This is a genomic window from Acinetobacter sp. NIPH 542, assembly GCF_000369825.1.
GTDB classification, from domain to species: domain Bacteria; phylum Pseudomonadota; class Gammaproteobacteria; order Pseudomonadales; family Moraxellaceae; genus Acinetobacter; species Acinetobacter oleivorans.
This window is the reverse complement of the sequence record NZ_KB850206.1, coordinates 1,479,524-1,492,821: the sequence shown is the minus strand read 5'-3', so window position 1 is coordinate 1,492,821 and position 13,298 is coordinate 1,479,524. Positions and strand designations below refer to the sequence as shown.

Here is a 13,298-nt window from a genome sequence, read left to right as displayed (position 1 = left end):
ATAAGACAGCTAAAAACTGTCTTATTTCGGAGCTAATCATGACTGTTAAACTTATTTGTGCTTCTCATAGCCCGCTAATGGAATTTGCGTCTCCGGCAGAAAAACAACAAGAACAAACGGTGCGTAAGACATTTGAAAAACTGGCAGCCGAGGTCAAAGCATACGACCCAACTTTAATTATTGCTTTTGGGCCAGATCATTTTAACGGCTTCTTTTATGACCTGATGCCGAGTTTCTGTGTAGGTGTCCGCGCAACAGCAGCAGGTGATTGGAATTATGGTCCGGGTGAGCTCAATGTGCCAGAAAACACAGCATTGGGTTTAATTCGACGTGTACTTGATGAAGGTGTGGATGTTGCATATTCATATCGTATGCAAGCGGATCATGGCGTAACCCAACCGCTGCATTTTTTATGTGATGGTCAACTTAATCGTTACCCAACCATTCCAATATTTATTAATGGTGCTGCTGCGCCAATGCCTACGACAAAACGAACGATTGCTTTAGGACGAGCGGTTGGGGCTTTCATCAACTCAATTAATCTAGAAAATGAACGTATATTGATTTTGGGCACAGGTGGACTTTCACACGATCCACCTACTCCTCAAATGGGCTCTGCACCCCCAGAAGTTGAAGAGTTTCTAATCGCTGGGCGTAACCCAACTGTTGAAGCTCGTAATACACGTCAGGCCAAAATCATTTCAGTGGGACAGCGTTTGGCAGCAGGTGACAAGAGCGTATCTGTTCCGCTTAATCCTGAATGGGATGAACAGTTATTGGAAAAATTCAAAAATGCAGACTTTGCTGCGCTTGAAAATATGACTGAAGATGAAATTCGCCGTGAAGGTGGGCGTGGTGGGCAAGAAGTTCGTACATGGATGGCTGCTTTTGCGGCATTAGAAGCTGTTGGCGATTATGAGATGACCTTACATTGCTATGAACCTATCAGTGAATGGATTGCTGGTTTTGGCATTGTATCTGCCGAGCTGAAATAAAGGATAAAACGATGAATATTCAAACTATTGTCATCATCGGTGCTGGACAGGCAGGTGCAAGTGCTATTCTGGAACTACGTAATAACAAATACGACGGTAAAATCATTTTGATTGGAGATGAAACACATCTGCCTTACGAGCGTCCTCCTTTATCTAAAGATATGATTTTAAGGCCTGAACAGACCAAAATTGAAATTCTGTCACAACAAAAATTGAAAGATTTAGGTGTCGAAGCCATTCAAGGCAATGCGGTTGTTCGCATTGAGCCTGAACAATATCAAGTGATTTTGAAAAATGGTGAAAGTATTCACTATGACAAGTTATTACTCGCGACAGGTGGGGCTCCTCGTCGTCTTCCAATTTTAGATGCAGTTGGTAAACATGTTTATACCCTGAGAAATTTGGAGGATGCACAAGCCTTGGTTCCAGTCTTTCAAGCAGGGAAGCGCATTTTGCTTGTAGGCGGTGGGGTTATTGGTCTTGAATTAGCATCAAGTGCTCGTTTTAAAGATTGTCAGGTGACCTTAATTGAACAAAGCCCAATGATTATGGGACGTTCACCAGCAATTATTAGCCAATTTTTACTTGATGAACACCGCAACCGAGGGGTCGATATTCACTTAAATGTGCAAATTGCCAATGTCTCCTTACGTGGTGAAGAGATAGTCGTAATATTGGAAAGTGGTGAAGAGCTGATTGCCGATGCTGTTGTTTATGGCATTGGGATTGTACCGAATGCTCAATTGGCCATAGATGCTGGTTTAGACGTCGATTTTGCTATTAAAGTGAATGAAAACTGCCAAACTTCTCATCCAGATATTTATGCTGCTGGTGATGTAGCAACTCAGTTGCGTACAGATGGTAATTATGCCCGTATTGAAACTTGGGAAAATGCCAATAATCAAGCAGGTATTTTTGCTCGTCATGTCATGGGATTAGCGCAACCTAAAGCTAATCCATCATGGTTCTGGACAGATCAATATGATATTAATTTTCAATTCGTTGGCGATATGTCTGCAAAAGAATGGCATATACGAGGCAATATGAATCCGCAAGAAGACAAAAATGTTGGATTCACCTTATTTGGGTTAGACCAAGGTATCGTTGTAGCGGGTATTGCAGTCAATCAGGCGCGTGATGTTCGGCATTTAAAAAAATTGGTTTCTAGTTCTAGCGCCTTTGATAAAGAAAAGTTGCTAGATGTGTCTATTGAATTACGCAAATTAATTTAATTAGGGTTGTTATACTAAAAGCCTATTTAATATTGAAAATAAAAACCGTCATGATTATATGGTGGTTTTTTTTATGGTTAATCATAAATATTTTCCATGAGTGGATGTTATTAATACTTAATTTGAACTGAATTATAATTTTTAACTATTAATAGATTTTATTTTTGTTGAGTGATTAATATGTTTTTTAGATTTTAAATTTTATTTTTCAATTTAAATAATTGAAATATGTGTTTATTTTAATTTTATTATAGGTTGTTTTTATAAGGCTAAAGTATTTAAGTAAAATGTAGTAAATGTTTTTTAATTTTTTTATGAAATTATAGAACTTAAGGCTAATTTAGAAATAAAAGCAGTTAATAAATGATGGTGAATGATTTTTTAAACTAGTAGAAAAGGATTTTTCTATGGACCGTGCAGGAAATAAGCACTCTATTATTACGATCGTCATTTGTTTTTTAATTGCTGTGATTGAAGGGATTGATATTCAGGCAGCGGGTATCGCTGCTGTAGGTATTCGAGAATCTTTTGGTCTAGATAGCTCTCAACTCGGTATTTTTTTTAGTGTCGGAATATTGGGGTTATTACCCGGTGCATTAATTGGTGGACGTTATGCAGACCGCATTGGCCGTAAGATGGTGTTAATCGGGGCTGTCGCTATTTTTGCAGTATTTACCCTTAGTACCGTTTGGGTGAATAGTTTCTATATGTTGCTGTTGGTACGTTTTTTAGCAGGAGCTGGATTAGGGGCTGCAATGCCAAATTTAATTGCTCTAGTTTCGGAAGCTGTTTCTAGCGAAAATCGTGGGCGTGCTGTCGGTTTGATGTATTGTGGTATGCCAATAGGAGCCATATTGGTGTCATTACTGGCAGCCTACGATGTAAGTGGACATTGGCAAACAATTTTTTATGTTGGTGGAATCGTTCCTCTTCTTGTACTTCCACTTATGATCAAATTTTTACCGGAGTCACGGGAGTTTTTACAAACTAGATTTCAGGATAAATCTATTACACGCATAGAAAGCTCTTTTAAAAATCTATTTCAAAATAACTATGCAGGGCAGACTCTATTACTTTGGGCAAGCTATTTTTTTACCTTGATGGTTGTATACATCATGTTGAGTTGGTTGCCATCTCTCTTTATGGAGTTAGGATTCTCTCGTCAACAGGGTAGTTTAGCTCAAGTCTGTTTCCAAATGGGCGCTGCACTAGGTACGGTTGTTTTGGGTATTCTGATTGATCGCTGGAATAAAGCTTATGTCATTATATTGATGTACATAGGTATTTTAGTTGGTTTATTTAGTTTAAATGGAGCTGGAAGTCTTACTGCGATGTATGCAGCCGCAGCCTTAATGGGAACATTTACAATTGGTGGGCAAGGCGTTTTATATGCATTTGGTAGCATTGTATATCCAACTGAGATTCGGGCAACGGGTGTAGGCAGTGCCGCAGCGGTTGGGCGTATTGGTGCAATGTTAGGACCTGCGATTGCTGGACAATTACTCGCGATGGGAAGCGGTGCTACAGGCGTAATTTCTGCTGCCATCCCTGGAATTATCATTTCAGCATTACTGATGCTTTTAGTGATTCGCAAATTACATCAGGCCCAATAATTTGAACATCACAATGAAAAAAGCTCATATTTAGGAGCTTTTTTCATATTTGGCATTATTTGAGTGAAATTTCAAATTTGATCATCGGAATGTTTTAGTAAGTTAATAACTGTATCGAGCATATGAGTCGAATTCTGGTTTTACTAATCATCTATATTGAGTAAGAAAAATGTATTCAGTTAGCAAGGAAAAGCTTTGGAATCGTTCATTTATTCTGTGTGTATTGAACAATCTTTTTTTATTCATTTATTACTATGCATTACTCACAATATTGCCACTTTATATTTTAAAAGAATTATCCGGTTCAATTAGTCAGGCAGGTTTAGCACTAACTTTATTTTTGGTTTCATCTATTATCACTCGTCCTTTTGCTGGTTTGATCATTGAACGGTTAGGCGAAAAAACCGCATTGCGCGGTTCAGCATTACTGTTTGCATTTTTGGCCTTTGGTTATTTATTTATAAATCAACTATGGATATTACTGTTTATTCGGTTCGCGCATGGCATCTGGTTTAGTATTTTGACTACAGTAACAGTACCCATTGTAAATGAATTCATCCCAGAGCAGAGAAAAGGCGAAGGCATGGGATATTTCGTCATGTCTACAAATTTAGCGGTTGTATTTGGGCCAATGATTGCGCTAGCTACTGTACGTTACACTAGTTTTTATAACCTATTTATTCTTCTCACTTTAATTGTGTGTCTAGGTTTGGTTTTTTGCTTTCTTATACCAGTTGCGTCGTTAAAAGATAGAGAGGTTGTTCAAGTAAATCAAAAAATTAGTTTAAACGATATTATCGAAAGAAGAGTAGTTCCTATCGGTGTGATTGCTTTATTTATTGCAATGGCTTATTCAAGCATTATGAGTTTCATTAGTGTCTATAGCGAAACGAAACACTTACTCGCTGAAACAAGTATTTTTTTTATTATCTTTGCAATATCAATGATTATCGCGCGTCCTTGGGTTGGCTATTCATACGATAAAAGAGGAGCTAATTCCGTGGTTTACCCTTCATTTATCCTTTTTTCACTAGGCTTATTTTTAGTTAGTTGGATGCAAACACAGTGGGGCTATTGGTTAGCGGCAGTACTCATAGGAATGGGATACGGATCCCTTTTTCCTATTTTTCAAACCATGGCAATACAATCGGTTGAGAAAAAGAGAATAGGGCATGCTGTTTCAACCTTTTTTACTTTATTTGATTTCGGAATGGCCATTGGTTCAGTTTTGGTAGGATTAATTATTGCCCAAATAGGCTATGAGAAAACTTACCAGTTGTGTGCATTCCTTACGATAATGACTTTGTTTTTATATCGTTGGATATGTAATAAAGATGGAAAGACAATAATCAGGATATGACATGGAATTACGTCACTTACGCTACTTTGTTGCGGTTGCTGAAGAGCTGAATTTTACTAAGGCAGCAATGCGTATGCATACGGTGCAACCTTCTCTTAGTCAGCAGATTAAAGATTTAGAAGAAGAAGTGGGAGTTCAGCTTTTTATACGAAGTAAGCGAAAAGTTGAACTGACCAAAGCAGGAGAAGTTTTTTTTAAAGAAGCTCTAATCATTTTAGAACATACAGAGAAAGCAATTAGTTTGGCTCAACAAACTGCCAAAGTTGAACAAGAACAATTAAATATTGGTTTTGTTCCAGCGGCAGAAATGAAAATCTTCCCCTATATCATGCCCAATATAAGAGCGCACTTCCCAGAATTAACAATTGATTTTCATAGCCTTACGGATGATGAACAACTAGCAGCGCTTAGAAAAGGCGAAATAGATATCGCTTTTACTCGCTATGGTGCTGATTCAGATGAACTGGTTTCGATTCAGGTATTTCAAGAGCCACTTACCTTAATTATTCCCAAAAATTCGCCAGAGGCTCAGCAGGAGCGTATTAGTATAAAAAGTTTTGAACAACATGATTTTGTGATTTGCAATGAAGAGTCATCGCCAGAACTTTATCGAATTATTCATAACTTCTTTAAAAAAACTAAGCTTAACGTCGCTGTTGTACAGCACTCAACTAATATCTTACTTAACGTTAATTTAGTCGGAATGGAAATTGGTTGGAGCTTGGTACCACAGTATGTGATTCCTCTATTAGGAGATAAAATTATAGTTAAAAAGACGATAGAACCATTACCGATGATAGGTTTATATGTTTCTTATCGAAAAGATCATGTTAATAAAGCTATAGATTTGATTTTAGATGTACTTAAAAAACAATTTTATCTGGACTTTAGTTAATATAAAAAAGCCATTCAAAAGAATGGCTTAAAAAACTTTAGTTAATTAAATGCATTTTTTCAAACAGTTCTTCACTTATACTATTCACCGTTTGGGGAATAGCAAGACCTGCTATAAAACGGTCAGGTCGTAATATCACCATAGATTGATTTGTTTGACCAAACCAAGTGCGGATTTCACTATCTGCATCACCGATTGTAATGAAATCTGCATTAGAGGTTTGATTGGGTGCATCTAATTGCACGTTAGGGACGACTTGAATAAATTTAATGCCTAATTTAATCCATTTTTTCATAATATTGGGTGAGATGCCCCAAGTTGGATTGACTCCCCAAGCGAGAATGGCAAAGTTATTTCCAATGACATCATCTAATAAAATTTTGTCTTTGTTTCCAAACTGTACATGAGGCTGTATGAACATCTTTCCAACAGGTGTATTTTTTCCTGAAAATGGTGTCAATATTCCCTCATTATATTTTGGCATTGGCTTGAAACGCATTTCTAGTAAATAGCGTTTTATGGGTTGTATGTAGTTCAATGCATAAGAAATACTATCGCGAACAACACCTTGCCATTTTTTCGGTGGGGCAAGTACATGACCCGCTAGAACGGATAAATTAATCATTGCTTGCGCGTGGTCTTTCCTTTCTAGTTGATAGCTATCAAGAATTTCAGGGCTTGCCACTTTTTTAATGACCAAAGCCATTTTCCAAGCAAGATTAAATGCATCACGCATACCACTATTGTAACCTTGGCCCTGCCACACAGGCATAATATGTGCAGCATCGCCTGCCAATAAAATACGGTCTACGCGGAAACGATCTGCAATACGTGCATTATGTGTATATACACGTTGGCGTATGACTTCAATATTATCGGTATGAGGTAAAACTTTTCCTAATAGACGATTAATGTTCTCAGGTTTACTAAGTTCTTCTTGGGTCTCTCCCGGCATTACCATAAATTCAAAACGTCGGATGCCATGTGGTAAAGCTGCTGATACGTAAGGACGAACTGGATCACAGCATAAATATACATGAGGGGTAGCTAATGGATCGTTTGCAAGATCAATAACAATCCATTGGTTAGGCGCTGTTTTTCCTTCAAAATTAATATTGAGATTACGACGTACAAATGAATTTCCGCCATCACAAGCAATAAGGTACTGTGCTTGAATAATTTCTTGTTTCTTGTCTTTTGTAGTGAGGTTTAAAGTTACGTGATCTTTGTCTTGAGTAAAACTATTTAAGTGGCGCGAAAAAAATACCTGTGTTGTTGGGTATAACGCTAAACCTTCAAGTAAAACACGGTCAACTTGAGGTTGAATAAATGCATTACGACGTGGCCAACCAAATTCGCGAGTCATGGGTTGGATATCTGCAAAGCAACGTCCTTTAGGAGTTAAAAAGCGCATTGCATGATTTGGGGTGGTATGCGGTAAAACTTGTTTAATTAATCCTAAAGATTGGATTGTTCTTAATGATTCATCGTCAATACCAATGGCTCTTGGATAATCAATAAGCTGATCTAATTGTTCAATAACAGTAACTTGTACACCTTGCTTACTTAAGTAATTTGCAATTGTTAATCCAACAGGTCCTGCCCCTAAAATTGCAACTTCCGTGGTGTGATGTTGAGTTTGATTCACAGTAAATATCCCTTACTATCAAGTTTTCTTATTAATATCAAAATTGTAAGAAGGTTGAATGTAATCAATAGTTTAATAAGTGAATTTTTAAAAGGAGGATGTATATTTAATTTTTATTAATCTATTGTATTTAAAAGAGTTTTTATATTATTGCAATAGTTTTTTTAAATCCAATCATTGTTTTAAATTATAATTGAAGGATGTCGCTTTTAGAGCTAAAAAATTATTCATTGTAAAAATAATAAAACTTTTATTATCAATAATTTAATTTGATGTAAATGCTAATATTATAAACTTTTATAATGCGTAACTGTTATACAGTGCCAAATAAGTTGCCACGATGGAAAATAGTATTTCTGTCACAAATCACTCTAAATGGCAGACATAATCAATCACTTCATTTGTCATAATTTTAAATTTACTATTTTCAGGAACATTAAAAGATTCACCGCTAGAATAAATTGTAGCTTCTGGTTCATCGCCAATTTGAACAGTGCATTTCCCAGAAATAATTTCGATGCGCTCTGGCACATGAGTTTTAAATATTAAAGCCTTATCTGATGGAAGAATAACTCCTAGAGTCTTTTTTGTTCCATCAGCTAGTTCAATTAAATGACTAATAGAATGCCCCTCATAGTAGACATTCGCTTTTTTTATTATAGAAACAGAATCAAATTGATTTGGCATTTTTTGTATCTCTTTATTGTACTAAATATTATTAAGATAATAATAAAAGTTCCTCTGAATCTTCAAGCTATAAAATTACATTTTAAGTAAGCAATAAAAGTAACTTTTCTCTCAAGTAAATCACTAACGAGAAATTAGCAAATATCAATTAAATGATTCAAAAATAAAAAGCCCAAGGTGAGGGCTTTCTAATCTATGAAATACCTTTAGAGTCTTGAGCAAAAGATAAGCTAAATAAGGCAATGGCATGCAAGATAAACTGATGACTAAAGTCTGGTTGGTAGATTTAATACCACCTGAGCATCCTCAATAACATCTAAGCGTAAAATTTTTGAAGCGCCAAGTTCATTTAGTAACTTTGTTAAAGGGCCTTCATTTTTCACTAGTTGTACTTTCTTTGGAAAAAGCTTTTGCGCAAAAGAAAGAATGTTGGACTGAACTTCGGTTTGATGCCATTTCTCATCGACCACATGAAGCATAGTTGCTTTATTAATATGCGTTTCAGAGTCAACACGTTTTAAAGTAGAAACAGCAGTTTTCAAACTTAAATCTAATTTTCCATTAACATCAAAAATATTGGCTTGCACTTCTTTTGGGTTAATGTCGATGTCAATTTTAGTTAACCATTTTGGTAGTTGGTAACCATATACACCACGCACTCTGGCGATTTCAGTATCAACAGGCAAAGCTAAAACATGCGCATAAAAATGACGTTGACGCATCGATTTCATTAACTCGGCGATGTGTGGCCCACGAGCATTAGGCTTACGGACAACAATCGCAATCGACACTTCGTTATAAGGGTCATTGTCACAAACTGAATAGGTAAAGAATGTGACGGCGACCAACCCATAACCCGGAAATGGTTGTAACGGCGTTAAAGCAGCAGGAAGTTTTGCTTTAATTTGCTTAATTGGAGCAAGCATTAACAACTGAACATTTGCACTACGATAATAAAAGTTGGGTGCCCAGACAGGACCTACTCGGGATTCCACAATTTTTTTAGGAATATGACGGAAAAAGTCGATATTGCCAGCAGCTGGATCTTGAGCCACTTCATCTAGGTCAGGATTCATTCTAAAGCGGTCATAATAACCACCTTTGGGTACTTTGACTTTTTGTTGCCCAAATTCAACCTCAGTAAATTGTTGTTTTATATTCATTGGAGTTCACCTTTACATTAATTGACCGAGTAGCTACCGTTGTCTTTATCAAGACGTGTTAATTAATAGCCAATGTGGTCACTATAAGTTTAAAGCTAACTTTAAAGTCAAGGCTTTAATTTTGACATGTCAAATCTTTGACATTTAAAAGAAATAAAATAAAAACAATTAAAGTTTAAAAAGATACAAACTTGATGAGAGTCTTCATATAAATTTTATTTTTAAAAGATGATTAAGATGGTTGACCTTAAAGTTAACTTTAAGCTTAGTATAAATATTCAAATCTTTATAACGAATCAACAAGCGGTTTTTCACCAGGAGAACAAAGATGGGATATGTAACCACAAAAGATAGCGTAGAAATTTTCTATAAAGATTGGGGACCACGCGATGCCCAAGTTTTATTTTTTCATCATGGTTGGCCATTAAGTTCAGATGATTGGGACACACAGTTACTTTTTTTCCTTAAAGAAGGTTTTCGTGTAGTTGCTCATGACCGCCGTGGCCATGGACGTTCAAGTCAGGTGTGGGATGGTCATGATATGGACCACTACGCAGATGATGTCGCAGAAGTGGTCAAACATCTGAATATTAAAAATGCAATTCATATTGGACACTCTACAGGTGGCGGTGAAGTTGCTCACTATATTGCTCGTCACGGTCAAGAAAACGTTGCAAAAGCTGTTCTTGTCAGTGCAGTTCCACCAATAATGGTTAAAACTGAAAGTAATCCTGAAGGTTTACCAAAAGAAGTTTTTGATGACCTGCAAAATCAAGTTCTCACCAACCGTGCGCAATTTTTCCGAGACCTTCCATCTGGCCCGTTTTATGGTTTTAACCGACCAGATGCGAAGCCATCTGAAGGTATCATTTCGAACTGGTGGCGTCAGGGCATGACGGGTAGTGCAAAAGCACATTACGACGGCATTGTGGCGTTCTCACAAACTGACTTCACCGAAGATTTAAAGAAAATCACCATTCCTGTTTTGGTGTTGCATGGCGATGACGACCAGATCGTGCCTTATAAAACGTCTGGCGTAAAATCTGCAGAGTTACTTCAAAATAGCCAACTCAAGATCTACCCGGGTTTTTCTCACGGTATGTTAACTGTAAACCATGAAGTGATTAATGCTGACTTGTTGGCGTTTATTCGCGAATAATTTAAAGCTTTAAACTTTAAAAAAGAGGCTTATTAAGTGCCTCTTTTTTATTTATAAGAAATTGAAATTAAAAGTAATAAATATAGTAATGCTAAAAGGTATTGACATTAAAGTTAGCTTTAACCTTAAAGTAAAGCCATACTGAATGAGGTCATTCCAATGAAAGTGTTCGAAAAATTAGTATTCCCAAATGGCTCATATGTTCCTAACCGTATTGCTAAAGCAGCAATGGAAGAAAATATGGCTGATTTAAACCATGCACCATCAGAAGAATTAATGCGTTTATATCAGGCTTGGGCAAATGGTGGCGTAGGTCTAATCATTACCGGAAATGTGATGGTAGACCGCCGAGCGATGACTGGACCGGGCGGCGTAGTGCTTGAAGATGAAAAGCATCTGGATACTTTTAAAAAATGGGCACAAATTAGCCGTTCCAAAGGTGCTCAGGTTTGGCTTCAAATTAACCATCCGGGTCGACAAATGCAAGCTAACCTAGGTCAGCAGACTTGGGCGCCATCAGCTATTTCACTAGATCTTGGCAAAATGTCAAATCGCTTTAATACACCAATTGAAATGACTGAATCTATGATTGCAGAGGTGATTCAGCGTTTTGCAAACACGGCACGTTTAGGTGAAAAAGCAGGATTTACTGGTGTGGAAATTCATGCAGCGCATGGCTATTTACTAAGCCAGTTTCTTTCACCACTGAGCAATAAACGCCAAGATCAATGGGGTGGTTCTTTAGAAAACCGCGCTCGTATTTTAATTGAGATTGTTGAAGCGGTCCGTAAAGTGGTTTCGCCAGAGTTTACCGTTGCCGTAAAACTGAACTCAGCCGATTTCCAGCGTGGCGGTTTTAGCGCTGAAGATGCTCAGCAGGTGGTTAAAATGTTAAATGAGCATGCAGTCGATTTGGTTGAGCTTTCAGGCGGTAGCTATGAAGCGCCAGCAATGCAGGGTCAAGCGCGTGATGGCCGTACACTTGCTCGTGAAGCTTACTTTTTAGAATTTGCACAAGAAATTCGTAAAGTTGCCAAAATGCCTGTTATGGTGACAGGTGGCATACGCCGTAAACAAGTGGCAGAGCAAGTGGTTGAAAGTGGTGTAGATATGGTCGGTATTGCCACAGCTTTAGCGATTGAACCTAGTTTGCCAAATGCTTGGAAACAAGGCAAAAATGTTTCACCTGAACTCAAGCCGATTACTTGGGAAAATAAAACATTCGCTTCACTTGCCAATATGGCAGTGGTCAAATTCCAGTTACGTAATTTAAGCGCTGGTAAAAAAACAAAACCAAATGTTTCACCAGCTTGGGCTTTAATTTTGCAACAATCAGCGATGTCATGCCGTACCCGCCAATACAAAAAAGGCATGCGTGACTATACATTTGCTTCTTAATAAGTGAGTTGTGTTATGACAAATCCTAACGATTCAAACTGGATAATTTATGGAGCAAATGGCTACACGGGTGAGTTAATCGCTCGTGAAGCTGTACGCCAAGGTCTAAAACCAACTTTGGCTGGTCGTAACAAAGCTAAGGTTGAAACATTAGCTCAAGAGTTGGGACTCGACTATAAAGCTTTTGGGCTTGATAACGTAAATGCGGTCAGTGAGCAACTGCAAGGCTTTAAATTGGTCATGCACTGTGCAGGGCCATTTTCAGCAACATCAAAACCCATGATGGAAGCTTGTATAAATGCCGGTGCTCACTATTTAGATATTACGGGTGAAATCGCTGTATTTGAGTTGGCACAGTCACTTAACACCCAAGCCGAAAAAGCCGATATTGTGCTTTGTCCGGGTGTCGGTTTCGATGTAATTCCAACAGACTGTGTTGCTGCTGCCTTGAAAAAAGCATTGCCAGATGCGACTCATTTAGCACTTGGTTTTGACTCTAGAACAGGGTTTTCACCGGGTACTGCTAAAACAAGTACAGAAGGCATGGCCGAAGGCGGAAAAATTCGTAAGAACGGAAAAATTACCACCGTTCCATTAGCACATTATGTTCGAACCATTGATTTTGGTGACGGTAAAAAAAGTGCCATGAGTGTTCCGTGGGGAGACGTATCTACCGCGTTCTATACAACAGGTATTCCAAACATTGAAGTATTTGTACCCGCATTTCCCAAAATGATTTTTGGTGCGAAAATGATGAACTATGTACGTCCAATATTAAAAATCAATGCCGTGCAGAAGTTTATTAAGTCGCGTATTGAAAAAACGGTTGTGGGGCCAAATGAAGAGCTTCGCGCGAAAGTACCTACCTATGTTTGGGGTGAGGCAAGAAATACCCGTGGGGAAATCAAAACTGCCCGCATCCAAACAGAAAATGCGTATAGCCTTACCGTAAATGGTTCATTGACTGTGGTGAATTATTTACTCAAAAATACCGTGAAAGGCGGTACATATACGCCAGCAAAATTGATGGGTTATAAGCTAGTGACTGAGTTACCGGGTTCTGGTCCGCTAGTCATTACTTAACCAAGTCTTTATTAAAACAGCATGTTTATAGATAACCCGGATAAGGAGCCATTCTTGTTCGGGTT

General features: G+C 37.7%; 11 protein-coding genes. 8 read left to right on the top strand and 3 right to left on the bottom strand.

Annotated elements, in window-relative coordinates; all coding sequences use genetic code 11:
* Positions 1–38 precede the first annotated feature (38 nt).
* The 5 genes from F886_RS12460 to F886_RS12440 all read left to right on the top strand — a co-directional run bounded on the left by F886_RS12460 (position 39) and on the right by F886_RS12440 (position 6,095).
* Positions 39–995 (top strand): 3-carboxyethylcatechol 2,3-dioxygenase, encoded by a 957-nt coding sequence (locus tag F886_RS12460; protein WP_005305775.1) that lies wholly within the window; start codon positions 39–41, stop codon positions 993–995.
* A gap of 11 nt (positions 996–1,006) precedes the next feature.
* Positions 1,007–2,227 carry a 3-phenylpropionate/cinnamic acid dioxygenase ferredoxin--NAD(+) reductase subunit gene (gene hcaD / locus F886_RS12455; protein WP_005305773.1) on the top strand — a complete coding sequence of 407 codons (1,221 nt, stop codon included), beginning with the start codon at positions 1,007–1,009 and terminating at the stop codon, positions 2,225–2,227.
* Positions 2,228–2,634: 407 nt separating this feature from the next.
* Positions 2,635–3,840, top strand: a complete 1,206-nt coding sequence (gene mhpT, locus F886_RS12450) for a 3-(3-hydroxy-phenyl)propionate transporter MhpT (protein WP_005305771.1) — start codon at positions 2,635–2,637, stop codon at positions 3,838–3,840.
* 169 nt (positions 3,841–4,009) lie between these two features.
* Complete coding sequence (locus tag F886_RS12445; protein WP_005305767.1) at positions 4,010–5,200, top strand: MFS transporter; 1,191 nt, start codon at positions 4,010–4,012, stop codon at positions 5,198–5,200.
* A gap of 1 nt (position 5,201) precedes the next feature.
* On the top strand, positions 5,202–6,095 hold the full coding sequence (locus tag F886_RS12440; RefSeq protein WP_005305765.1) for a LysR substrate-binding domain-containing protein: 894 nt from the start codon (positions 5,202–5,204) through the stop codon (positions 6,093–6,095).
* 37 nt (positions 6,096–6,132) lie between these two features.
* On the opposite strand, the gene F886_RS12435 is transcribed toward F886_RS12440, so the two are convergent.
* The 3 genes from F886_RS12435 to F886_RS12425 all read right to left on the bottom strand — a co-directional run bounded on the left by F886_RS12435 (position 6,133) and on the right by F886_RS12425 (position 9,593).
* Entirely contained in the window at positions 6,133–7,743 is a 1,611-nt protein-coding gene (locus F886_RS12435; protein WP_005305762.1) for a bifunctional 3-(3-hydroxy-phenyl)propionate/3-hydroxycinnamic acid hydroxylase, read from the bottom strand.
* 366 nt (positions 7,744–8,109) lie between these two features.
* The gene (locus tag F886_RS12430) at positions 8,110–8,430 is read right to left on the bottom strand and encodes a pyrimidine/purine nucleoside phosphorylase (protein ID WP_005305759.1); all 321 of its coding nucleotides are present in this window, start codon (positions 8,428–8,430) and stop codon (positions 8,110–8,112) included.
* 266 nt (positions 8,431–8,696) lie between these two features.
* A complete protein-coding gene (locus F886_RS12425; RefSeq protein ID WP_005305756.1) occupies positions 8,697–9,593 on the bottom strand; it encodes a hypothetical protein in 897 nt (298 codons plus the stop codon).
* A 328-nt stretch (positions 9,594–9,921) separates the two neighbouring features.
* Here F886_RS12425 and F886_RS12420 point away from each other — a divergent pair, with 328 nt between their 5' ends.
* The 3 genes from F886_RS12420 to F886_RS12410 all read left to right on the top strand — a co-directional run bounded on the left by F886_RS12420 (position 9,922) and on the right by F886_RS12410 (position 13,233).
* On the top strand, positions 9,922–10,752 hold the full coding sequence (locus F886_RS12420; RefSeq protein ID WP_005305755.1) for an alpha/beta fold hydrolase: 831 nt from the start codon (positions 9,922–9,924) through the stop codon (positions 10,750–10,752).
* Positions 10,753–10,911: 159 nt separating this feature from the next.
* On the top strand, positions 10,912–12,150 hold the full coding sequence (locus F886_RS12415; protein ID WP_005305752.1) for an NADH:flavin oxidoreductase/NADH oxidase family protein: 1,239 nt from the start codon (positions 10,912–10,914) through the stop codon (positions 12,148–12,150).
* Positions 12,151–12,165: 15 nt separating this feature from the next.
* The gene (locus F886_RS12410; RefSeq protein ID WP_005305749.1) at positions 12,166–13,233 is read left to right on the top strand and encodes a saccharopine dehydrogenase family protein; all 1,068 of its coding nucleotides are present in this window, start codon (positions 12,166–12,168) and stop codon (positions 13,231–13,233) included.
* The last annotated feature ends 65 nt before the right edge of the window (positions 13,234–13,298 follow it).